Annotated in this window: 21 protein-coding genes; 7 read left to right on the top strand and 14 right to left on the bottom strand. The window is 55.5% G+C overall.

Going from position 1 to position 21698, the window contains the following annotated elements; translation table 11 throughout:
* Positions 1–21 precede the first annotated feature (21 nt).
* The 8 genes from M0G74_RS14470 to rsxA form a co-directional block, all read right to left on the bottom strand.
* The gene (locus M0G74_RS14470; protein WP_248219036.1) at positions 22–2448 is read right to left on the bottom strand and encodes a transporter substrate-binding domain-containing protein; all 2427 of its coding nucleotides are present in this window, start codon (positions 2446–2448) and stop codon (positions 22–24) included.
* Positions 2449–2729: 281 nt separating this feature from the next.
* Complete coding sequence (locus M0G74_RS14465; RefSeq protein ID WP_248219033.1) at positions 2730–3443, bottom strand: TetR/AcrR family transcriptional regulator; 714 nt, start codon at positions 3441–3443, stop codon at positions 2730–2732.
* Positions 3444–3972: 529 nt separating this feature from the next.
* On the bottom strand, positions 3973–4698 hold the full coding sequence (locus tag M0G74_RS14460) for an electron transport complex subunit E (RefSeq protein WP_248219029.1): 726 nt from the start codon (positions 4696–4698) through the stop codon (positions 3973–3975).
* Complete coding sequence (gene rsxG, locus M0G74_RS14455; RefSeq protein WP_248219027.1) at positions 4698–5390, bottom strand: electron transport complex subunit RsxG; 693 nt, start codon at positions 5388–5390, stop codon at positions 4698–4700. Before rsxG ends, M0G74_RS14460 begins: the two co-directional genes overlap by 1 nt.
* Complete coding sequence (rsxD, locus tag M0G74_RS14450) at positions 5390–6442, bottom strand: electron transport complex subunit RsxD (RefSeq protein WP_248219012.1); 1053 nt, start codon at positions 6440–6442, stop codon at positions 5390–5392. The genes rsxG and rsxD overlap by 1 nt, the downstream gene beginning before the upstream one ends.
* Positions 6443–6477: 35 nt before the next feature.
* On the bottom strand, positions 6478–8658 hold the full coding sequence (rsxC, locus tag M0G74_RS14445; protein WP_248219008.1) for an electron transport complex subunit RsxC: 2181 nt from the start codon (positions 8656–8658) through the stop codon (positions 6478–6480).
* Positions 8655–9263, bottom strand: a complete 609-nt coding sequence (gene rsxB, locus M0G74_RS14440) for an electron transport complex subunit RsxB (protein ID WP_160154443.1) — start codon at positions 9261–9263, stop codon at positions 8655–8657. The genes rsxC and rsxB overlap by 4 nt, the downstream gene beginning before the upstream one ends.
* A gap of 13 nt (positions 9264–9276) precedes the next feature.
* Positions 9277–9852: an electron transport complex subunit RsxA gene (rsxA, locus tag M0G74_RS14435; protein WP_160154442.1), complete on the bottom strand. Its 576-nt coding sequence runs from the start codon at positions 9850–9852 to the stop codon at positions 9277–9279.
* A gap of 480 nt (positions 9853–10332) precedes the next feature.
* On the opposite strand from rsxA, the gene M0G74_RS14430 reads away from it, so the two are divergent.
* The 6 genes from M0G74_RS14430 to yghU are packed head-to-tail and all read left to right on the top strand — an operon-like array spanning position 10333 to position 15014.
* Positions 10333–11142: a Dam family site-specific DNA-(adenine-N6)-methyltransferase gene (locus tag M0G74_RS14430; RefSeq protein WP_248219004.1), complete on the top strand. Its 810-nt coding sequence runs from the start codon at positions 10333–10335 to the stop codon at positions 11140–11142.
* On the top strand, positions 11133–11789 hold the full coding sequence (locus M0G74_RS14425; RefSeq protein WP_248218984.1) for a hypothetical protein: 657 nt from the start codon (positions 11133–11135) through the stop codon (positions 11787–11789). The genes M0G74_RS14430 and M0G74_RS14425 overlap by 10 nt, the downstream gene beginning before the upstream one ends.
* A gap of 5 nt (positions 11790–11794) precedes the next feature.
* Positions 11795–12988 carry a DGQHR domain-containing protein gene (locus tag M0G74_RS14420; RefSeq protein WP_248218983.1) on the top strand — a complete coding sequence of 398 codons (1194 nt, stop codon included), beginning with the start codon at positions 11795–11797 and terminating at the stop codon, positions 12986–12988.
* Between the two features lie 52 nt (positions 12989–13040).
* On the top strand, positions 13041–13511 hold the full coding sequence (locus tag M0G74_RS14415) for a GNAT family N-acetyltransferase (protein ID WP_248218974.1): 471 nt from the start codon (positions 13041–13043) through the stop codon (positions 13509–13511).
* Positions 13512–13526: 15 nt separating this feature from the next.
* Positions 13527–14096: a transglutaminase family protein gene (locus tag M0G74_RS14410; RefSeq protein WP_248218972.1), complete on the top strand. Its 570-nt coding sequence runs from the start codon at positions 13527–13529 to the stop codon at positions 14094–14096.
* A 42-nt stretch (positions 14097–14138) separates the two neighbouring features.
* Entirely contained in the window at positions 14139–15014 is an 876-nt protein-coding gene (yghU, locus tag M0G74_RS14405; RefSeq protein WP_248218970.1) for a glutathione-dependent disulfide-bond oxidoreductase, read from the top strand.
* A 29-nt stretch (positions 15015–15043) separates the two neighbouring features.
* Here yghU and M0G74_RS14400 read toward each other — a convergent pair whose 3' ends face one another.
* The 4 genes from M0G74_RS14400 to M0G74_RS14385 form a co-directional block, all read right to left on the bottom strand.
* A complete protein-coding gene (locus M0G74_RS14400; protein ID WP_248218968.1) occupies positions 15044–15931 on the bottom strand; it encodes an NAD-dependent protein deacetylase in 888 nt (295 codons plus the stop codon).
* A 116-nt stretch (positions 15932–16047) separates the two neighbouring features.
* Positions 16048–16497: a cyanase gene (gene cynS, locus M0G74_RS14395; RefSeq protein WP_248218967.1), complete on the bottom strand. Its 450-nt coding sequence runs from the start codon at positions 16495–16497 to the stop codon at positions 16048–16050.
* A gap of 33 nt (positions 16498–16530) precedes the next feature.
* Positions 16531–18261: a bifunctional protein-serine/threonine kinase/phosphatase gene (locus tag M0G74_RS14390; RefSeq protein WP_248218966.1), complete on the bottom strand. Its 1731-nt coding sequence runs from the start codon at positions 18259–18261 to the stop codon at positions 16531–16533.
* A gap of 40 nt (positions 18262–18301) precedes the next feature.
* Positions 18302–19150: a formate/nitrite transporter family protein gene (locus M0G74_RS14385; RefSeq protein WP_160154436.1), complete on the bottom strand. Its 849-nt coding sequence runs from the start codon at positions 19148–19150 to the stop codon at positions 18302–18304.
* Positions 19151–19633: 483 nt separating this feature from the next.
* Here M0G74_RS14385 and M0G74_RS14380 point away from each other — a divergent pair, with 483 nt between their 5' ends.
* Positions 19634–20974, top strand: coding sequence for a nitrate- and nitrite sensing domain-containing protein (locus M0G74_RS14380; protein WP_248218957.1), 1341 nt, complete (start codon positions 19634–19636; stop codon positions 20972–20974).
* Between the two features lie 18 nt (positions 20975–20992).
* On the opposite strand, the gene M0G74_RS14375 is transcribed toward M0G74_RS14380, so the two are convergent.
* Positions 20993–21235 (bottom strand): hypothetical protein, encoded by a 243-nt coding sequence (locus M0G74_RS14375; protein ID WP_248218895.1) that lies wholly within the window; start codon positions 21233–21235, stop codon positions 20993–20995.
* On the bottom strand, positions 21204–21698 hold the full coding sequence (locus M0G74_RS14370) for a hypothetical protein (RefSeq protein ID WP_248218887.1): 495 nt from the start codon (positions 21696–21698) through the stop codon (positions 21204–21206). Before M0G74_RS14370 ends, M0G74_RS14375 begins: the two co-directional genes overlap by 32 nt.

Below are 21698 nucleotides of genomic sequence, written 5' to 3'. Positions count from 1 at the left end.
TCCAATAGCTTTCCTGAAAGTCTAGCTGTGGACTCGCCGGTTAGTGGGATTACCTCGGCGCCGGCGGCGAAATGTCTTTCCTGGTAGCCGGGCGGGCTGCCACAGGGCGGCAGGGAGTGCCAGGAAGGCCAGGGTGACATCATCGGACTGCCGTTTGTGGGCATCCAGCAGGGCTACATAGGTTCTGAATCGCGCCTCAATTTTGCGGACATAATCATAGGGCTCGCGACCGCGGGCATATCCGTAGCGGGCTTTACGGTAGTATTTTTTCTGGGATAGCAGCAGCATGGCATTTTCCACATTGCCAAACCAGACTTTCCGGTCCCAGCCTTTTTCTTCCGCCAGGTCCTGTGCGTCGTAGACATGGCCGAGCCCTGCATTGTAGGAGGCAAGGGTAAACCACATCATGTTTTCCGGACTGATCTGTTTGTCTTCAAATTTTCGGTAAAGCCATTCCAGGTATTTCATACCCGCGCGCACGCTGGTTTCTGGGTCGAAAAGATTTTTTTCACCGACTTGCTTGCCGGTGTCGGGCATGACCTGCATCAGTCCGCGGGCGCCAACCCAGGACTTCGCTTTGGGATTGAAACTGCTCTCCTGAAACATCTGGGCGATCACCAGTCGCCAGTCAAAATCAAACTCCTTGGCATACTTTTGTACCAGCCCATCAAAAGGCGAGATTTCCCCTTTTGCCGTCAACGCCATGATTTCATCCCGTGATGGCCTGGGGGAGTTGAAATACTTTTTGTAGAGCTGCGCGCGCTTTTCGACGGTTTTCTTCTTTTCCAGGAATCGGTTGATGGCTTTTAACAGCTCCGGGTTGTTATCCCGAACCATCCAGCTGTGTGCGTGATCGTCATTCAGGTCAAGGTCGAAGTGCAGGTCGTCGCGCCAGCTGCGCTCCATGTTGACGGTAATATCGTCGGAAAAAGTGACGTCGTACTCGCCGGTGGCAATGTGATCAAAAATCTGCTGTATATCCAGGGTTTCAGGAACCAGCTCCAGATTGACCCCGGGAACCTGCTCCTTGATTTTCTGAAACAGGTCAAAATGACTGCTGCCCTCTCTCAGGTACACGGTGCGCCCGGACAGGTCGGACAGAGTTTCCAGTCCTTGCTCGTCGTCTTGTTTCTTGAGGGATACCACCCCGACTTTTGCCATATGGGTGGGGCTGCTGAAGGCCATTCCCTGGGATTTTCGCCGCTGTGTCGGTGCCAGCAGGTTTGCGGCTACATCGGCTTTTCCGTCCTCCAGCATTTTTATAAACGACGCGTGATCCGGCACGACGATAACTTCCAGGCGAAGGTCCTGGTCTTTGGCAAAGGCCTCCAGTAACTCGAATTCATAACCCAGTACACGGCCTTTCCACATAAAGTAGCTGCCGGGGTTGTTGCGTGTAATGGCTCTGAGGACGCCGCGTTTCTTGATTTTATCCAGATCATCGACCACCCGCTTTGTCGATCTTGTCAGCTTGATATGGCGGATTTTGTCGTTGATCGCCTTCATCAGTTCCGGTGAGTCTTTGCGGATGGCCCAGGCGATTTGTAGCGGCTCCGGGAAGGTGTGATTTTTCTTCAGTTCATCGCGAAACTGCATTGTCTGGCTGAGGGCGGCATCGTCGAGAATCGTGAAGTCGATATCTTTCTGCGCCACCTCAACCGCCAGGTCCACATAGTTGGTGTCAACCACCTTGAGCACCAGTTCGGGATGTTCACTGGCAAAGCGTTTGGCTTTTTCTTCGAATACAGTTCCTCTGGTAACCGCCAGTACTTTGCCTTTCAGGCTTGGCTGCTTGTCGATATCAGGCGTGTCGTTGTGCGAAACCAGCACCAGCCTGGTATTGGCTACCGGGGTTGAGAAGTCGATCAGTGCTTTGCGTTCATCGGTAATGACCAGGTCATTCGCGATAATGTCACCTTTGCCCTGGACCAGGTATTCGATCAGCTGGGAGAAATTATTCACATGCAAAACCACGGGGTCCAATCCGAGGCGAGCCGCCAGTCGTCGCGCCTGGTCGATTTCCAGGTCCTGGCGAGTGGCGGCGCGGTGGAGCGATGCGATGTTGCCGATATCCACAAGAATCCGCAGCTTGCCGTGCTTTGCGATGGCGCTCAGGTCACCTTTTTCTTCGTAGTTTTTGATCCTGTCGATGGGATATTCGCCGGCGAGCTCCGGGGACATGACCGGGCTATCGGGGTCAGTGAGCAGGGAGATTTTCTCGTCGTCGGCATTCGCTGAACGCTCTTCCTCGCTATTGCTGGCTTCCGGGTCCTCGTTCCCTGTTGAGGGTGCTTCGGGTGTTGTGATTGCGGTGGCTTCGGTCTCACCCGCACCGGGCGCAGTCGGTGCCTTCTTTTGACAACCGGTCGCCATCCACGCCAGGGTAAAGGCCAGGAATATGACGGCGCAGCGATAGGGCAGTGTGGCTTGTGACCTGTCCGAGTACATCTGAATTCCAGCAGGTTCCTGTAATGTTGGGGCGGCCCTGGCAGGCTATTTGGCAGCGCCGGACCTTGTAATGCCGGCGTCTTTTCAGTTTAGACAGGGATGGCGGCCGGTGGTGTTTGGGGAGCCAGGGAAGGCTGGGGAAAAGAAAGATGAGGGAAGCCGCATGTGAAGGCGGTGGCCAGCGCAACCGGCAGCGCAGGCAATGACTGCTCCTACGGTGCCGGTTTGGGGGCGGTAAGGGGACTGTATATGGGCTGTAACTAGGCCGGGAGCGAGCAGTGTTAGGTGCTTGCCAGCGGCTGTTGGGCGTCTTCTTCAACTTGTGCCGGGATCAGTCCTTTGATCATCATCGTCACGGTGCGCTCCAACAGGGGCGAGTCCAGTGACACGGCGTTGCTTAACACCTGAAATTCCAGATTGAGGATTGTGCCGTGCACAATCTGGGCTGCCGCGCGGGAGTCCGCGACCTGCAGCAGGTCAAAGAATTCCACAATCAGATTTTCTGTGGCCTGGTTTGCCATGCGCACCGCGCGAGTCAGTTGCTCGTTGCGCAACGCCTCATTTTTGAATGCCAGCTCAATGACTCGAAGATCGCGGTTGCTAGCCTGGGCGCGAATATGGGATAGCACAAAGCGAGTCAGTTGTTGGATCAGGTGGCGACGTCCGGCGGGGGAGGCCAGCTGCTCCGGCGTGAGCTGGCGCGCGGCGCTAAAACTCTCTTCCTGGAGGTGCCGGGTTTGATCAATATTTTGTTCGACAAAGTAGGTGAACGAATCACTGATCAGATCGTCCAGGTCTTTGAAGTAATAGGTGGTTGCTGCGAGGGGAACGGCTGCTTCTTTTGCAACGGCACGGTGGCGAATACCGCGGATTCCTTCTTTGACAATGAGCCGCAGGGTCGCTTCGAGGATGGCTTTCCGGCGTTGGCGGCTATCGGCACGCTGGGCTTTGCGCCCTTGATAGACCAGTTCAGACTTTCCATTGTCTAAAGTCATGGTGCGGGTAATTCCTTTGGAGTAGTAAGCAGTGAGCTATCGAATATCAGGTAATACGAAATCCAGATGAAAATAGCGTTGTATGAACGTGGGCGACGTTGCCTGTACCGACGTGGCCTAAACATAGTTTCCCGCTCTCAAAGTGCAGCAGTCTTATCGTTATGCGATCAGTCTAACGAATATCGCGGGCTTATCGCCATGAATAGATTCGACTGGTAAGACACGCTGGAACGGACGGCTATTTTAACGATGTGCGGGGGCTTAGCTACTCAGGAATGGCGGATTGTGAAGTAAATCCCATTACATTTTATTACAGTAGAACGTTAGTTGAAGGATGCTTCGGAAAGTAGACCAATTTTATCGTGAGTCGCATAAATTGGCTTGAAAGCAACGGCCAATTGGTCATGGCGCAGATGTAAAAAAGCCGACACTGGGTCGGCTTTAAAAGTTGAATAATTTATTCTTAGTGACACGCTAATAATTCAACGCGCTGATAATTTGTTGTGCCCATTATTACGGGTTGGCACCGTCAATGAATTTTCCCTGTCGTCCTTACCCTTTTACTGCCGCTGACAATGTTCACACTGGCCATACGGCGGCGTTCAATACGGGCATCGATGGCGTTTTTCGCGGCGATGAGAAGGCCGGCGACGAGAAAGGCCCCGGGTGGTAGAACTGCAACCAGGAAGCCGCTGTAATCCTGCCCCAGCACCGGCAGTGTCCAGTTGGCAGCCACCGGGCCGAGCAGCAGGTCCATATCACTGAACAGGGTGCCGCGGCCGATAATTTCCCGCACTGCGCCAATCACAATCAGTACTGCACTGAACCCCGCGCCCATCATCAGTCCATCCAGCAGTGAAGGCAGTACCGGATTTTTACTGGCAAAGGCATCGGCGCGGCCCAGAATGGCGCAGTTGGTGACGATCAGCGGAATAAAAATCCCCAGCACCAGATAGAGCTCGTAAGTGAAGGCTTTCATCAGCAGCTCGGCACAGGTCACAAAGGTGGCGATGATCATCACCGAGGCGGGCAGGCGCACGGTTTCCGGCATCTGGTGGCGCACCAGGGAGACGGCGAGGTTGGAGCAGGCCAACACCGCGGTGGTGGCGAGGCCGAGGCCAATGGCGTTGACCACCGAGCCGGTAACGGCCAGCAGCGGGCAGAGTCCCAGCAGCTGTACCAGCGCCGGGTTGTTTTTCCACAGGCCGTTGTGGGTAATTTCCCGGTAGTCGGGCGTGGGGCTGGGAGTGGCCATCAGTTGTTCTCCGCTTCTGCTGGCTGCTGCTCTGGGGATTGCTCAACTTCCACCGCACGCTTGGATACCGGTGCGCTGAAGATCTGCTGGTGGTGCTCGGCCACAAAGTCCAGCACCTTGCGCACCTGGTTCACCACCGCCCGCGGGGTGATGGTGGCACCCGTGAACTGGTCGAAGGCGCCACCGTCTTTCTGTACTTTCCACTGGTCCCGCTGTGGGTCTTGCAGTGAGGTGCCGTTAAACGACAGTACCCAGTCGCTCTTTTTCACTTCCACCTTGTCGCCGAGGCCCGGGGTTTCCGCATGGTTGGTGACTCGCACGCCGGCCACGGTGCCATCGCGGTTCACGCCCACCAGAATGCGGATGGGGCCGGAATAGCCGTCCGGGGCTACCGCGGGAATAATCACCGCATTGATGGCGCCGCCCGGCTCCCGCGCCAGGTTGATGTTGGCTTCCTGCTTCAGTCCCAGCAGCGCCCAGTACTGTTTGGGAATGGGGTAGGTGTCCACCAGCAGGTCATTGCTGTGGCGGTCGATGGGGATGATTTCCAGCAGCGCCTTGGCGGAGGCCTCGCGAATGGCCCGCTCAATGGGCTCCCTGGTGGTGATCTGGGTCACCGCGAGGGTACCCGCGGTGACCAGGGCAAACAGGGCGAGAATGGCGGCGTTGCTACCGATGGAGCGCTTCAGCATCACTGTTCCTCCAGGTCGGTGGCCTTGCGGGCAGCTTTGTGGCCGTAGGTGCGGGGCAGGGTGTAATTGTCGATAAAGGGCGCGGCGAAGTTCATCAGTAGTACCGCAAAGGCCACCGCATCCGGGTAGGCCCCCCAGGCGCGAATCACAAATACCAGCAGGCCGACGCCGGCGCCGAAAATCAGCCGGCCCTTGTTGCTGGTACAACCGCTCACCGGGTCGGTGACGATAAAGAAAGCACCGAGCATGGTGGCGCCGGAGAAGAGGTGCAGCAGCGGTGAGCCCTCACTCAGGGAACTGCCGCCATCGTAGAAAACCACGGAGAGTGCTGCCAGGGTGACCAGCATGGCCACCGGCGCGTGCCAGGTAATCAGTCGGCGGAACAGCAGGAAGAGGCCACCCAGTAGAAAGCCGACGTTGGCCATCTCCCAGCCGAGGCCGGCAATGGCGCCCTTGCTGAATACCGGCTCCATCTCGTACAGCTGGGACAGGATGGTGGACTGGTTGTGGCGCACGATTTCCAGCGGGGTGGCGCGGGTAAAGCCATCCACATTCATTCCGCCGAACATCAGCGACAGGGTTTCATCCAGCCCCGGTGTACTCTGGATCAGCTCCGCCGGCGCCACCCAACGGGTCATCTCTACCGGGAAGCTGATCAGCAATACCACGTAACCCACCATGGCGGGGTTGAAGGGGTTGTAGCCCATGCCGCCGTAGAGCTGTTTGGCCAGCACGATCGCGGTAAAGGCACCCACTACCGGCAGCCACCAGGCGCAGTAGGGGGGCAGGGCGATGCCCAGCAGCAGGGCGGTGACCAGCGCGCTGTAATCCTTCAGGTAAAAGCCTACCGGGCGCTTGCGCAGTTTCATCACCGCCGCCTCGGAGGCCAGCGCGGTGATTACACAGAGTGCAATATTGAACAGCACACCCACCCCGAAGTAGACCACCAGCGCCAGTACGCCCGGGATGGTCGCCGCGGCCACCTGCAGCATCACTCTGGATGTGCTCTGGCCGGAGTGGGCGTGGGGGGAAGTGATTCGCATCAGGGACATATGGATTCTCTAATTTTCCCGGTTCGTTTTCCCGGTCAGGCCTGATCGCCGGCCTGGCGCTGTTTGTCCGCCAGTTTTTCCTGCAATTTGTTCAGTGCGGTTTCGAAGGCGACGGTGTTGGGGTCGTCTTCACTGCGTGCTTTTTCCAGTCGCGCCTGGGCTTTTTCTACCCGTTTTTTCAGCGCTTCAATCTCGGAGGCCAGCTTTTCTTCCGGACTCTGGCTGGCGCGGGCAGCCGCCGCGGCCTTGGCCCGGGCAATGGCATCGCCCGCGGCAGACGAAGAAGCGCCGGCCACGGTGAGCTTGTCGTCGGTGACGCTGGGTGATTCTGACCCCGAGTCTGACTCGGCTTGCGGCTGTTCCGCGGGTGCGGGGGCACTGGCGGCCAGCTTTTCGGCTTCTGCCAGTTTGTCGCGGGCCTCCTGCAGTTTCAGCTCGGCAGTTTTGAGCTGGGCTTCCAGCTGGGCCTTCTGTGCCTCGTCCGCCTCGGCGACCTTGCCCTGCATACGCTGGACCCGGTGTTCGGCACTGGTGAGGGTGCGCTGGGCGCGGGCCAGTTGCTGCTCCGGGGAGGCCTGCTTGGCTTTTACCCGGGCGAGGGCCGCGGCCACCACATCCGATTCCTGCTTGGCGGCTTTCGCTTCCGGGCTGTCGGCATTCTGCTCCCGCTGCTTGCGGGCTTCCTCGGCGGCTTGCTTGCGTGCCAGCCGTTTGGCTTCTTTTTCCTGCTCTGCTTTTTCCAGGCGCAGTTTGCGGTATTCGAAGCGTTCGCGGGCGCGGTCGGCCTTTTCTTTTTCCAGACGCGCCTCGCGGATATCCCCTTTGGCGGCGCGGTAGTACTGCACCAGGGGAATACTCGACGGGCATACGTAGGAGCAGGCGCCGCATTCGATACAGTCGAACAGGTTGTAGGCCTGCAGTTTTTCCCGGTCTTCTGCCCGCGCATACCAGTACAGCTGCTGCGGCAGCAGGCTGGCGGGACACGCTTCCGCACAGAGGCCACAGCGGATACAGGCCTGGGCCGGCGGCGGTGGCGGCAACTCTTTATTGGTGGGCGCGAGAATACAGTTGGTGGTTTTCACCACCGGCGCGTTTTCGTCCTCGATGGTGTAGCCCATCATGGGGCCGCCGATGACGATACGCTGCAGTTGTTTTCGATCCAGTCCGTGGTTTTCCAGAATGTGGCGGATGGGGGTGCCCAGTGGCACCTCGATATTGCGCTGCCGTTCAAGGGACTCGCCCACCACCGTGGTGACGCGGCTGATCAGCGGCTCACCGAGTGCTACCGCCCGATACACCGCGCGCGCGGTGCCCACGTTCTGGCACACGATGCCAACATGGGCTGGCAGTCCCTCGTTGGGTACCTCGCGCCCGGTGAGGATTTCGATCAGCTGCTTTTCACCACCGGAGGGGTATTTGGTAGGGAAAACGACTACGTGAAAGCGGGTGCCTTCGGCCGCCTTTTTCATCGCCTGGATGGCTTCCGGTTTGTTGTCTTCAATGCCGATCAATACCCGCTCTGGCTGATCCAGCAGGTGTGCGAGTATTTCCACACCCTTGACGATTTCCTCTGCGCGCTCGCGCATCAGCATATCGTCCGCGGTGATATAGGGTTCGCACTCAGTGCCGTTGATGATCAGGGTATCGATCTCTGCACCGCCGCGGGGGTTCAGTTTGACCGCGGTGGGAAAGCCGGCGCCGCCCATGCCGGCGATACCGCAGTCGCGGATTTGCTCCAGCACGTCATCGATATCGCGCTCCGCGTAGTTTTCCAGCGGAGTGAGCGCACACCATTCATCGCGGCCGTCGGTGCGGATCTGGATACAGTCCGCCACCATCCCCGAGGGATGCGGTACCGCCATGGGCTCGATGGCGACGATTTTACCGGAGGAAGGCGCGTGTACCGGGCAGCTCACCGGGCCGTCGGCCTCGGCAATTTTCTGGCCCTTCAAGACCAGGTCGCCCAACTTCACCAGTGGAATGGCGGTGGCGCCGATGTGCTGATTCAGCGGTACGATCAAATCTTCCGCCAGGGGAATAGTGCCGATGGCTTCACCGGTACTCTGGTGTTTGTTCTCCGGCGGGTGGATACCGCCGTGGAAATCGCTGATCTTCAGTTCCCGGGACAGGTCCCGGGCTTTTTCACTGGCGATCAGGTGGGCTTCGCGGGCAGCGCGGCGCTCGCTGGCGCTCTGTCGTTCATCTACCTGGCTCATGCTGCACTCCGGTCGCTGGGGTGCAGATCGGGGCGGTCGCTGGCGATCAATTGAATTCCGTCTTTGGGTTTATGCGGGTGCCACTGCTGCAGCTGTGTTTCCAGCGGCACCATATCGATACAGTCCACCGGGCACGGCTCTACACATAGGTCACAGCCGGTGCACTCGTCCACGATGACCGTGTGCATCTGTTTGGCGGCGCCGACAATGGCGTCGACCGGGCAGGCCTGAATGCACTTGGTGCAGCCGATACATTCCGCTTCGCGGATAAACGCCACTTTCTTGACGTCTTCCACGCCGTGCTCGGCATCCAGGGGGGTAGCTTCCACATCCAGCAGGTTGGCCAGCTCATTGATGGTGGCCTGCCCACCCGGAGGGCACTTGTTGATGGCCTCGCCATTGGCGATGGCTTCGGCATAGGGGCGGCACCCGGGGTGGCCACACTGGCCGCACTGGGTCTGTGGTAGCAGGGCGTCGATCTGGTCGACAATCGGGTCGCCCTCCACCTTGAAGCGCACCGCGGCAAAACCCAGCAGGGCGCCAAATGCCAGTGCCATACCGCCGAGAATCAGCAGGGGCGTGGATACTTCAGACAGCCATTCCATCGTCGCCTCCTCCTTATACCAGTCCGCTGAAGCCCATAAAGGCCAGGGACATCAAGCCCGCGGTCATCATGCCGATGGCTGCACCTTTGAAGGGTTTGGGGACATCCGCCACCGCCAGTCGTTCGCGCATCGCGGAGAACAGAATCAGTACCAGGGAAAAGCCCACCGCAGCGCCAAAACCGTAAAGCGTGGACTGCACGAAATTATTTGCCTTCAGGGTGTTCTGCAGCGCCACACCAAGCACCGCGCAGTTGGTGGTAATAAGTGGCAGGAAGACACCGAGTACCCGGTACAGCAGCGGGCTGGTTTTCTCGATAAACATCCGCGCAAACTGCACCACCACCGCAATCACCAGAATGAAGGAAATGGTGCGCAGGTACTCCATGCCAAAGGGCTCGAGTAGGTAGGTGTTCACCAGATAGGAACAAATAGCTGCCAGCGTCAGTACAAAGGTGGTAGCGCCGGCCATGCCGATGGCCGTTTCCAGCTTGTTGGAAACCCCCATAAACGGGCAGAGGCCGAGAAACTGCACCAGCACATAGTTGTTCACCAGAATGGTGGAGAGCAGGATGACGGTGAATTCGGTCATAGTGATTCCGTTCGGGCCACCGCTTTGGCCCCGGGTACTGAGTTGGCGTAGTACAAAATTTGGGCACCTGTTAAACAAGACTAGCAAGTTGCCCGTTTGCGGGCACTTGCCTGCAGTTGGCGACAGGCGGCGCATTGATTGAAATTGGGGCGGTATTATGGGGGAGGGGCAGGGGGGCTTCAACAATGGCGGGGTGCCGAGCGCAGCGCACGGTTCTCATCTGGAAGGGAGGTTGCCAATTTCACCTCAACCGATCTGTGCAAAAGTTGACCAGCTGGGGGTGGGTTGAGGGCAGTAAATCTCACCAAAGGTTGTGGAATTGATAGCACGATGTTCGCCACAAAAGTGGTGTCTTGATCGCTCTGAGTAGGATATTGTTGACACTATAACGAAATTTTGAATTTTAATTACGCCGTATTGTTAGCATCCGATTGGCTGCGAATAGTGCGCCGGATCGACAATGCATTGTGGTTTTCGCTTGTGAGTACAAAAAAAAATATTCCTTTTTTAAAGTGGGCTGGTGGTAAACGTTGGTTGATGGAGTCTCATAGTTCTTTATTTGATTTTTCTTATGAGCGATTTATTGAGCCTTTTCTTGGTGGGGGTGCAGTCTTTTTTGGTTTGCAGCCAAGACGCGCCATTTTATCCGATAGCAATGATGAATTAATTAATGTTTATTCCGTGATAAAGCATGACTGGGAATTACTTGTTTCTAAGCTTAAGAAACACCATAAAAAGCACGACTTTGACTATTATTATAAACTTCGCTCGTCAAAACCTCGCAGCGATGTCGGTCGGGCAGCTCGATTTATTTATTTAAATAGAACGTGTTGGAATGGTTTGTACCGGGTTAATAGGAAGGGCGAGTTCAATGTCCCAATTGGAACAAAAAGCAGTGTATTCCAGGAAGAAGATGATTTTGAATTTATCTCAAAGCTTTTGCGCAACGTAACCTTGCAGTCCTGCGATTTTGAAAAAACTATTTCTATGGCAAAAAAAGGGGATTTTCTATTTGTTGATCCTCCCTACACCGTGCTCCATAACAAAAATGGCTTTGTGAAGTATAACGAAAGTATATTTACATGGTCGGATCAATGTCGCCTAAAGGATGCAGTTGAGGCCGCTTGTTCACAAGGCGCAAAAGTAATGGTAACAAATGCAAGTCACGCAAGTATTGTCGATTTGTACTCTGGGGTCGGTGAAATAACAACTCTCAAGCGGAAGAGTACGATTTCGGGGAGTGTGGCGAGCAGAGGGAAGTATGAAGAGGTCGTGATAAAATGCTTTTGAGTGTGGGTGAATGGATTTGCAAAGTTTTTTCAAGGTTTCTGAAGTTTGCAAGGTTGATCCTCCTTAAAATTCCAATTTTGAACTCGATCTTTCATTTTAATTTAGATTGCCATCAGAGGTCGGTTAAGAAATTTTTTGTTCTTTGGTTAAGTGCAACGTCGCCTGTCTTGTTGGCATTGTTTTTTACTTTGGCTGAAGGAGGGGCGTGGAGTACCGCTGTACTGAAAACTGTTTTATCTTCTTCAGAATTGCTTGTATATACGGCCGCATTTATTCCTCCGTTTTTGTACCTTATCTATGAGCGCTATACTGAAAAATCTCCGCGACTTGATGGCGGTGATAGTCGGTTTATGTCTTTTAGGAAATTTTTCGAAGGGTATTGGTTGAATTGCTTGGTTGCGGTAGTTGTTTTAGTTTTAAGTGTGGTCGCATTCACAATTGACAAGGTTGCGAGTCAAGCTTTTAAGGAAAGCTTGATTTTTGTTTTTTTTGAGTCATTAGCTCCGTATTTGTACGTTTTTTCACTGTATTGTTGGTACCTGACTATTCTTGACAGCTTTGGTAACGAATTTAACTTTTTAGATCATGTAAGAGCTGATGAAAATGAAAAGTCTATGGAGTTTAGAAAACGGTTGGCTAAAGGGTGATTTGTATGGAAAAAGTGCCGAAAGAGTTGGCGTTGAATGTGTTAAAGGTTTCCCAGCCAATTGGAGATTTTTTTATTGCTTCTATGCCTGCAAAGGATCTTGTGGAAATTTCATATAGGGATGTTCGGCGATTAGCGCAAGAGCGACGGGATGTCGAAAAATATTTGGGAATTCAACGGCCGGTTAGTGATAGGCGAATTAAACAAATAAAAAAATATATCGAAGGTTCGGATGCAACTTTTCCAACTTCAGTGATTCTTGCTGTTGATGGTAAGTGCGCAGAATATGATTCCGAAAGCTCAGTGTTGACGTTAAAGCCTTATCTTCCTGAAGTGGATGTTGACGAGGATGGAATCCCATTTGATCGAATCGCGAAAGTTATCGATGGTCAGCACCGAATAGCTGCATTTATGGATGAAAATGAAAATTGGGAGTTTCAGTTTGATGAAAGATCATTTGATATAAATGTATCTATTTTTATTGGGGCGGATATTTCGGAGCAGGCAAATATCTTTGCCACAGTTAATTTGGCGCAAACAAAAGTAAATAAAAGCTTGGTTTATGATTTGACCGAACTGGCCAAAGCTCGAAGTCCTCATAAAACATGTCACGATGTGGCTGTAGTTTTGGATGATGAAAAAAGTAGTCCTTTTTATAAAAGGATTAAGAGGTTGGGTACGGCAACACCTGGTCGTGGCAAGGAGCCGCTGACCCAGGCCTCATTTGTGGAGGCGCTGGTCAAATTTATATCTATCGATCCGGTTCTTGACCGAAACTTGCTTTTGGAAGGGAAGAGGCTTTCTCTTGCGGACTGGGAGTGGAGTAAAACTCCATTTCGAAAAATGTTTATCGAGGGTCGCGATTTGGATATTGCGGAAATCATATACAACTACTTTTCTTCTGTTAGAGAAAAATGGCCTACAGCATGGAAGGAGACAGATCGGGTTGGTAATTTGCTCCCTAGATCAAATGCCTTTAAAGCGCTAATGAAATTTTTGTATTCAGACGTTTATTGTGATGCTGCAGCTCGGTTTGGCGATATTCCGACGATTGAAAATTTCTCCCGGTATTTTGAACCTTTAGACTTCGAGGACTCAGCATTTACGACACGAAGATTTTCTCCTGGTAGTGGCGGCCAAGCAACATTCTTAAAAATGTTGAGGGGGGAAGTGAAGATGTCTGACATGCTTGAGGACTAAAATTTTTATTTGGTTTGGGTGGTTCAGGTAATAGTTCTTGTAAGGATTTATAGTGACTGACGATTTATCTGGAATTATTTTGGATGATCTTTCTGGAGAAGAAATTGCTGTTTTTTTGCAGGCGCATATCGACGATATGCGCGCGATTTCGCCTCCCGAGAGCAAGCACGCTCTGGATTTGAAAGGGTTACGTAGCCCAGAAATAACTTTTTGGTCTGCTTACCATGGCGGTGTGTTGGTCGGTTGTGGCGCATTGAAGGAACTTACTAGTGAGCACGGCGAAATCAAATCCATGCGCACCGGTGCAACGGCGCGAGGAAAGGGAATCGCTACTGCGGTGCTGCAGCATATCCTCGGAGAAGCGCGCAAACGCGGGTACACCCGCCTGAGCCTGGAAACCGGCTCCATGGATTTTTTCAAGCCGGCCCACCGGCTTTACACTCGTCACGGGTTTGAACTGTGTGCGCCATTCGCTGACTATGTAGATGATCCGAATAGCTTGTTTATGTGTATCCACCTTTGACCGTATTTTTAGACCATGGACGCTTACCTACAGACCTGCCCAGTTATTGACCACGGGCACCCCGAGGTGCAAAAGGCGGCAAGCCAGCTTCGATCAGCAACAGGTTGCCAGCAGGAGACGGTTAAGCGCTGTTTCGAATTTGTAAGGGATGAAATCCGGCACAGCTGGGATTTTCGAATTAATCCTGTCACCTGTGCAGCCTCGCACGTGCTGGAGGCAGGCACAGGATTTTGTTTTGCGAAAAGCCACTTGCTGGCCGCCTTGCTGCGAGCGAACGGGATACCAGCGGGCCTCTGCTATCAGCGCTTATCGCTGGATGACAGTGAGGAACGATTTTGCTTGCATGGGCTTAACGCGGTTTATTTGCAGGAGCACGGTTGGTATCGACTGGACCCCCGAGGAAACAAATTGGGCGTGACGTCAGAATGTCGTCCTCCGGTAGAGCAGTTGGCCTACGCAATTCGCTTACCGGGAGAGCGGGATATACCGAAAATATATGAACGGCCGTTGCCGCAGGTCGTTGAGGTTTTGCAAATCAGCACCACTTACGAGGAAGTGGCAGAAAACCTGCCTGATCTGCCATAGAGATTAAACCCTATTCTTCCCATAAATTCAGGAGTCTTTGATATGTCGGATGTTTATACCCCACCGAAAGTCTGGAAATGGGACAGTGAAAGCGGGGGCCAGTTTGCCAATATCAACAGACCCATTGCCGGCCCGACCCACGACAAGGAACTGCCGGTGGGCAAGCACCCGATGCAGCTCTACTCGCTGGCGACCCCCAACGGCGTCAAAGCCACGATTATGCTTGAAGAGCTTCTGGCGCTCGGGCATGCGGGTGCCGAGTACGATGCCCACCTGATCCGCATTACCGAAGGGGATCAGTTCAGCAGTGGCTTTGTGGATATCAATCCCAACTCCAAAATTCCGGCGCTGGTGGACCACAGCACCACGCCGCCCATTCGTGTGTTCGAATCCGGTTCCATCCTGTTGTACCTGGCGGAAAAATTCGGCGCCTTCCTGCCCCATACCCCGGAGCAGCGCACCGAGGCGTTGAACTGGCTTTTCTGGCAAATGGGCTCGGCACCTTTCCTGGGTGGTGGCTTCGGGCATTTTTATGCCTATGCCCCGGAAAAATACGAGTACCCCATTAACCGTTACGCTATGGAAGTAAAGCGCCAGCTGGACGTGCTGGATCGACAACTGGCAGCCCACCCGTTTATAGCGGGCAGGGAATACACCATCGCCGATATGGCCATCTGGCCCTGGTATGGCGCGGTGGTGAACAACGACGCTTATGACGCGGCGGAATTTCTGGATGCGACCAGCTACAAGAACGTCAATCGTTGGGTTAAGGAAATTGGTGATCGCCCTGCAGTACAACGGGGCAAGATGGTGAACCGGACCTGGGGCGAGCCGTCACAGCAATTGCATGAGCGCCATGACGCCAGCGATTTTGAGTTGCGTACACAGGACAAGATTGGCGATGCTGCAGGTGAATAAACGTTTTCTCCGCTAGTTAGCTCGGGGCCCTAGAGCGATTTCAGTAATTGCTCTAGGGTCTCCCCAATCCCCGCACTCAATTTCAAATCTATCAAATCATCGGCCCGGGTACGCCCGAGATTCAGCGCTGCAATCGGTTTGCCCCACTCCTTCGCATAGCGACAGAAGCGAAACCCCGAATACACCATCAGTGACGAGCCCACCACCAACAGTCCATCGCTCTGCTGCAGCGCATCCAATGCCGACTGCACCCGGGTCTTCGGCACATTGTCCCCAAAGAACACCACGTCCGGTTTCAGAATGCCGCGACAGTCCGGGCAATCCGCCACCTGAAAACCGCTGAAATCCACCTTCAGGTCGGCATCCCCGTCCGGCGCTGTGTCTGCGGTGTAATGTCGAAACGCCGGATTGAGATCGTAGCTGCGGTCGTGCACCGTCTGCCGGTTGGCGCGGTAATCACATTCCATACAGCGAATTTCATCCGCGCGCCCGTGCAGGTCGACCACTTGCTGGCTGCCTGCCCGCTGGTGCAAGCGGTCCACATTCTGTGTCACCAGCAATTGCACATGCCCACGGCGCTCTAGTTCCGCCAGGTGAAAGTGCGCCGGGTTCGGTGCCGAATTGCGGATCACCGGCCAGCCGATCAGTGCCCGCCCCCAGTAGCGCTGGCGCGTGGCTGCGCTCGCCATAAAATCCCGGTGATCCACTGGCGGTTTGCGTTTCCACTCACCTTTGTGGTCGCGGTAGTCGGGAATACCGGAATCCGTGCTCACCCCGGCGCCGGTCAATATCATCAGGCGCGGGTAGCGGTGAATAAAATCCACCAGCTGCGCGGCGGCCAGCTCGGCAGAAGTGCCGGGTGGCGCAACGGTGTTGTCCGTGCTGGATTCAGAAGAGGAAATGGTGCTCAGGCTCATGGTACGGGTCTCGGGTCTGGACCGGTATTGTAGCGAGTCTGGCAGGGAAAGGTTGCATCGGCATGACGCTGGCGACAGGGCCGCCGCCAGCGTGAATCGGGAGAAAACGGGGGCAGTTAATACATTTTGTAAGGCTGGAACTTGCCCGACATCACCATATTCACCCGGTCACCCTTGGGATCTTCTTCCCGCTGAATATCCATGGAAAAGTCGATGGCGCTCATGATGCCATCGCCGAATTCCTCGTGGATCAGTTCCTTGATGGTGGTGCCGTACACATTCACCAGTTCGTAGAGGCGGTAGATCAGCGGGTCGCTGGGCACAGCGGTGGGCAGCGAGCCTTTGTAGGGCGCGATTTGCAGCCAGGCCACCGCCTCGTCGCTGAGATCAAACAGTTCGCCAACCACGGCGGCCTGCTCTTTGCTCAACGTCATCTGCCCCAGGCAGGCGGCAGTGGTCCACTCCTTGGACTGGCCGATGGCATCGGCCACTTGTACCCACTTCAGGTTTTTACGGACCTTGGCGACGAGAATCATATCGGTGACTTGCTGACGGTTACTGATCATGGGGTTTCTCCTTGAAAGAGTACTTTTCGGGGTTTAGTGGGTGTTGGATATCAGGTTTAACAGATAAAAAATTACCAGCAGCAGAGCGCCGCTGACTGTTTGCCAGAAGCGCACCGGATAACGTTCGATCAGCGGCGGCCGGTTTGCGCTCTGGTATTGCGGGTTCGGGTGGCGCAGCTCATAGACGAACTCTGAAAGCGCCTCATGGCGGTGCAGGGGATTGGGTTGCAGTGCTTTTTTCAGGGTGGCATCAATCCATGCGGGAATTTCCCGGAATTCGCTCAACACGCTGCGATAGCGCAATTTGTGCTGTGCTGACACGGTTGTGCAGCGCGCTACCCCGGTGCCATAGGGAAAGGCACCGGAAAGCAGGTGGTAGGTGAGTACCGCGAGTGAAAACAGATCCGAGCGTGGTGTGCCCATATCCCCGAGAAAATACTCCGGCGCCGAGTAGATGGCGGTGCCGAGAATCAGCTGTCCGTTTTCCGCGGCGGTTTCCGCGATGCCCGCCACCCGGGCAGAGCCGAGATCGATCAGCGTGACGGTGCCGGCGCGGCTGATCATGATATTTTCCGGACGCAGGTCCTGATGCAGGATTTCTGCTCGGTGTAACGCCTGCAGTCCCCTGGCGAGCTGCTCGACAATACCGCGTACCTTTTCCAGGCTTGGCTGTGGGTTGTCGATCATCCACTGGCGCAATGTCTGGCCCTCGACCACTTCCATGGCGATATACAAATAATTGCGCGGGCGGTGGGTGGTGGCAGCGCGAATAACGTGCGCACTGTTGACGCGCCGGGCGACCCACTCCTCCATCAATAATCGCTCCAGGTGGCCGGGGTCATCGGCAATATCCACCGAGGGCGCTTTGAGAATAACCCGGGCCTTGCTCGCGGTATCGGTCGCCAGGTACACGTGGCTGCGACTGCTTGCATGTATCTCGCGCTCGATGGTGTAGCCGTCAAAATGTTCACCGGCCTTCAGCAGCGGTGGAATGGGCAAGCAGCCGGCCTGCTCGATGAGCGCGGGCACCTCTTCTGGAACCGCGGTGACCCTGACCAGTTGCACCGTAAGGTTGTCGCTACTGCCATTGGCCAGTGCGGCAGCGATCAGGGTTTTGGCGCTGGTGTCGAGGCAGCTGGACGGGTTGTCCAAGTGCTGGATCAGGGCCCGTTGCGAGAGGGACTCGTGCACGCCGTCGGTGGTGAAGATAAACAGATCGCCGGGTTCCAGAGTGAGCCTGCGGTAATCCAGTTCCAGGTGTTGTGTTACACCCAGGGCGCGGCTCAGGTAACTGTTGTGTTCGCCCAGCCACTGGCGGTGGTCGTGAGTGAGTTGTTCCAGTGAGCCGCGGCGCAAGCGGTAGATGCGCGAGTCGCCGAGGTGAAATAAATGGGCTTCGGTGCCTTTGAAAACCGCGGCACTGAAGGTGCAGACGTAGCCCTTGTCTTTATCAAAACGAAAGGGGCTCTGCTGGGTCTGGCCATAGAGCCAGGCATTGGTGGCCTTGAGCACCTGCTCGGCGGCGTTCTGTACACTCCAGCCGTCGGAGGTGCAGTAGTAATCGTCGAGAAAGCTTTTGATCGCCGTTTCACTGGCAATGGCACTGACACTGCTCGAACTGATACCGTCGGCAATCGCAACCGCCGCACCTTTCATGCCCAGTAGTGGCTCTGGTGGCAGGTAGGCACCACAGTGGTCTTGGTTTTCCGGTTTAAGGCCCGCACTGCTGTGCTGGCCGACATCCAGTAAAAGAGAATTGTTCATAAAAAATAAGCCCCGCGAGCAGCGGGGCTTTGCGTGACCATCAGGCCAGCGCTTCTTTACCCGTTGCGCTGCTCTTTGCAGTCAACTGGCGCTTGGGTGCGGTTTTGTAGTGGGTGGTGAAGAGTGTCAGGCCGGTGAAGGCGAGACCGCCGACCAGGTTACCCAGAGCTGTGGGGATTTCGTTCCAGATCAGGTAATCCATCACCGAGAAATCACCGCCCATCATAATGGCCGTGGGGAACAGGAACATATTCACCACCGAGTGCTCGAAGGCCATAAAGAAGAACAGCATGATTGGCATCCACATGGCGATGACTTTACCGCTCACATTGGTGGAGATCATTGCACCCACCACGCCCATGGATACCATCCAGTTACACAGCATGCCGCGCAGGAAAATGGTAAACCAGCCGGCTGCACCGTATTCCGCGTATCCCAGGGTGCGAGCCTCGCCTACGGAAGCGAGCTTGGCGCCGACGGCACCGGGTTCCGTGTTAAAACCCATGGTGAACACGAACGCCATCATCACCGCAACAGTCAGCGCACCGCCAAAGTTGCCCACAAACACCAGCCCCCAGTTGCGCAATATACCGCCCCAGGTGACGCCTGGGCGTCTGTCGAGCCACGCCAGCGGCGCGAGTACAAATACCCCGGTCAGCAGGTCGAAACCCATCAGGTACAACATACAGAACCCCACCGGGAACAGGATGGAACCGACGAGATGGGAGCCGGTGGCTACCGCCACCGTTACCGCAAAAACGGCGGCCAGCGCGAGAATGGCACCGGCCATATAGGCGCGAACGAGGGTGTCGCGGGTGGACATGTAAATCTTCGATTCCCCCGCATCGACCATTTTGGTCACAAATTCTGATGGAGCGAGATAAGCCATGGTGATCACCTTATTGGAAGTTGTTGGATCGGGAATCCACCTGTGCGGGATTCGCAATAAACCGAAAGCTGCGGGTCACTGAGAATTCCGAGGCACAAAAAAGCGCCCACACAGACCGGCCGCTGCCGGAAAGTGATGGACGCCTTTATCCAGTGTATTTGTTTGTAGCGGGCTTTCGCCCAGAAAGAGCTGCGCAATTCGCTGCGCAATATCTTTACACCAGAGATAAAAGCAATCTCGGTGCCAACTTTTCAATTCGGTGTGAATCGCGTGAAAGACAGGGGGCCGGTGCAGGAATATTGAGGAAGCTGGCGCACTCTTCCATTATTCGTGCACTATTTTGGTGCTGCGAAATCCGCGGTGCGCAAGAAAGTTCTCACGCCGAGCTGAGCCGCGCTATGCCGAACAAATCGTGCTGCGCTGGGCTGGAATGTTTATTGCTGAATCAAGGTTACCCATTCTGGTTTACCCGGGAGCCCCGATATGCCCAAGCACAGTGAAGATGCTGAACAGTTTCTGTTGGCCGCAAAGCGCGCAGAGATTCAGGCGCTGCAACGGCTTAGCGGAAGTTGTGAGCTGGTAACCACCGTATCCGACCTGGTGCACCAGCTACAGCGGGAGCGGGGCATCAGTAATATCTACCTGGTTTCCGCAGGTTTCAGATTCAGTGCCCTGCGTGACACCCAGGTTGAATGCTGTGGCCAAAGCGAGGTCGCCTTCCGCCGCTTGCTGCATGATCGCTATTTACAGGCAGACCGATGCCATAACCCCCAGGATATGCGCCTGCTGAACAGCATTGCCTACTCACTGCACGGCCTGGATGAACTGGTGGAATTGCGCCGGCATATTGATGCCTTTGAAGTCAGTGCCCTGGAATCCACCGATGCCTTTTGCCGGCTGATCGCCGGCCTGCTGTCGGTGGTGTTCGAGGCCGCCGATGTGGCTGATGACCCGCAGGTAACGCGATTGCTGGTCGCCCTGTTCAATTTTATGCAGGCCAAAGAATTTGCCGGACAGGAGCGCGCCTGGGGTGCGATTGGCTTTACCGGCAGCCAGTTTGACGAAAGCCTGCACCACCGTCTTTCTCACTTGCAGGCTTGCCAACTGCGCAGTCTGGAACTGTTCTCCGAATATGCCGGGGAAACTGAACTGGCGCGCTGGCTGGCCATCGAGGAGAGCCAGGAGACACGGGATTTGCAGCGCCTGCGCCTGGTCATCGCCGGTCTGAAAGACGGTGAGCCGATTGCGGCGGATATCAGTGAGGTCTGGTATCAACTGGCCACTGCGCGTATTGATTCCATGCACCGGCTGGAGGACGCCATGGCCGCGCGTTTGCTCAAGGTGAGCCGCAAACGGGTTGCCGATGCGCAGTCGGAGCTGGGGCACCACTATGCGCAGTTACAGCAGATGAAATCCGCCGACTGGAGCCGTCTACCGGCGCTGGCGGTGTTGTTTGATCCCCAGGTGCCGGGGCTTTATGGGAGCGATTCCACGGCCGGAGTGCCGCCCTTACACGGCCAGAACCTGGCGCATTCGCTCTACGGGCTGATTCGCTCCCAGGTCGCGCATATTCACCGGGTCAGTGAAGAGCTGGAGGAAACCCGCCGCGCACTCACCGAGCGGAAACTGGTAGAGCGCGCCAAGGGCGTACTGATGCGCAGGCTGCGATTGAGCGAGCAGGATGCTTATCGCACCATGCAGCAGCGGGCGATGGAAATGAATCTGAAGCTGGTGGATGTCGCGGCGAAAATTATTCAGGTTGGGGATCGGCTTGGCGAAGACTCCAGAAGCCATGCCAGCGTTGCGGATAAAGCCGCTTGCTAACGATTCAATATGGCAGGTTCAAAAGGCCCTCAAGGTGAGATACCAGTTGAGCAACGTTCTCGGCGCCGGCGTATTGTAGAAACGCTGTAATACAAACCCCGCGGCAAACGCCAACCCCATGATCAGAGGCAGGGGGACGCGCTGTGCCTGTACCAGCGTTTGGGCCCGCTGTTGTTCCATCAGTTGCAGGGCGCAGCGGCGCTGGTGTTCCAGCGCCCGGCGGCGGCTTTCAATCTGCCGGTTTAAAGAGCGCAGTGACATCGTTAAGCGCCTCTCTGGCCTGTTTGCGGGATTCGTCGAAGCCGAGCATTTTTTTGAGGCTGTTCATCGACAGCAGGATGCCGGCAACAATCAGACATTGCGACAGCAGAAAAATACCGAAGCCGATATACACCGACTGAAAGAAGTAATAGCCCAGTAATCCCAGACCCGCACACAGGCTCACGATCAGCGCCACGGTCAGGAAAAACAGAAACAGCAGGAGTACGACTATCCGCTTGCCCGCACTGAGCGTGCGCTGAAATTCCAGGTGCACCAGGCTGGTAAAGTTTTCTGCCCAAGCGGAGGCGAGGGTCATGGTCGCCTCGGCGCGATCCATCAGTGCATTCAATTCGGAAGCCAGTGGCGGTGGTGGCGCTTCTGTCGCGTGACCGGGATCAGCGCCATGGGCGTGATCCCGGCTGTCCGTGTCGTCGGGTTTTCTGGATCGATCAGAACCGGCCAT

Source organism: Microbulbifer sp. CAU 1566 (genome assembly GCF_023156515.1).
Lineage (GTDB): Bacteria > Pseudomonadota > Gammaproteobacteria > Pseudomonadales > Cellvibrionaceae > Microbulbifer.
This window is presented reverse-complemented; position numbering and strand designations above follow the sequence as displayed.

What these genes read in the sequence shown, in the direction of transcription:
- M0G74_RS14410 (WP_248218972.1), top strand. Translation starts at nt 13,527, where the DNA reads ATGGACGCTTACCTACAGACCTGCCCAGTTATTGACCACGGGCACCCC.
- M0G74_RS14375 (WP_248218895.1), bottom strand. Translation starts at nt 21,235, where the DNA reads ATGTCACTGCGCTCTTTAAACCGGCAGATTGAAAGCCGCCGCCGGGCG.
- M0G74_RS14470 (WP_248219036.1), bottom strand. Translation starts at nt 2,448, where the DNA reads ATGTACTCGGACAGGTCACAAGCCACACTGCCCTATCGCTGCGCCGTC.
- M0G74_RS14425 (WP_248218984.1), top strand. Translation starts at nt 11,133, where the DNA reads ATGCTTTTGAGTGTGGGTGAATGGATTTGCAAAGTTTTTTCAAGGTTT.
- rsxC (WP_248219008.1), bottom strand. Translation starts at nt 8,658, where the DNA reads ATGAGCCAGGTAGATGAACGACAGAGCGCCAGCGAGCGCCGCGCTGCC.
- M0G74_RS14385 (WP_160154436.1), bottom strand. Translation starts at nt 19,150, where the DNA reads ATGGCTTATCTCGCTCCATCAGAATTTGTGACCAAAATGGTCGATGCG.
- M0G74_RS14465 (WP_248219033.1), bottom strand. Translation starts at nt 3,443, where the DNA reads ATGACTTTAGACAATGGAAAGTCTGAACTGGTCTATCAAGGGCGCAAA.
- M0G74_RS14460 (WP_248219029.1), bottom strand. Translation starts at nt 4,698, where the DNA reads ATGGCCACTCCCAGCCCCACGCCCGACTACCGGGAAATTACCCACAAC.
- M0G74_RS14420 (WP_248218983.1), top strand. Translation starts at nt 11,795, where the DNA reads ATGGAAAAAGTGCCGAAAGAGTTGGCGTTGAATGTGTTAAAGGTTTCC.
- M0G74_RS14380 (WP_248218957.1), top strand. Translation starts at nt 19,634, where the DNA reads ATGCCCAAGCACAGTGAAGATGCTGAACAGTTTCTGTTGGCCGCAAAG.
- cynS (WP_248218967.1), bottom strand. Translation starts at nt 16,497, where the DNA reads ATGATCAGTAACCGTCAGCAAGTCACCGATATGATTCTCGTCGCCAAG.
- yghU (WP_248218970.1), top strand. Translation starts at nt 14,139, where the DNA reads ATGTCGGATGTTTATACCCCACCGAAAGTCTGGAAATGGGACAGTGAA.
- M0G74_RS14390 (WP_248218966.1), bottom strand. Translation starts at nt 18,261, where the DNA reads ATGAACAATTCTCTTTTACTGGATGTCGGCCAGCACAGCAGTGCGGGC.
- M0G74_RS14370 (WP_248218887.1), bottom strand. Translation starts at nt 21,698, where the DNA reads ATGGCCGGTTCTGATCGATCCAGAAAACCCGACGACACGGACAGCCGG.
- rsxB (WP_160154443.1), bottom strand. Translation starts at nt 9,263, where the DNA reads ATGGAATGGCTGTCTGAAGTATCCACGCCCCTGCTGATTCTCGGCGGT.
- rsxA (WP_160154442.1), bottom strand. Translation starts at nt 9,852, where the DNA reads ATGACCGAATTCACCGTCATCCTGCTCTCCACCATTCTGGTGAACAAC.
- rsxG (WP_248219027.1), bottom strand. Translation starts at nt 5,390, where the DNA reads ATGCTGAAGCGCTCCATCGGTAGCAACGCCGCCATTCTCGCCCTGTTT.
- rsxD (WP_248219012.1), bottom strand. Translation starts at nt 6,442, where the DNA reads ATGTCCCTGATGCGAATCACTTCCCCCCACGCCCACTCCGGCCAGAGC.
- M0G74_RS14400 (WP_248218968.1), bottom strand. Translation starts at nt 15,931, where the DNA reads ATGAGCCTGAGCACCATTTCCTCTTCTGAATCCAGCACGGACAACACC.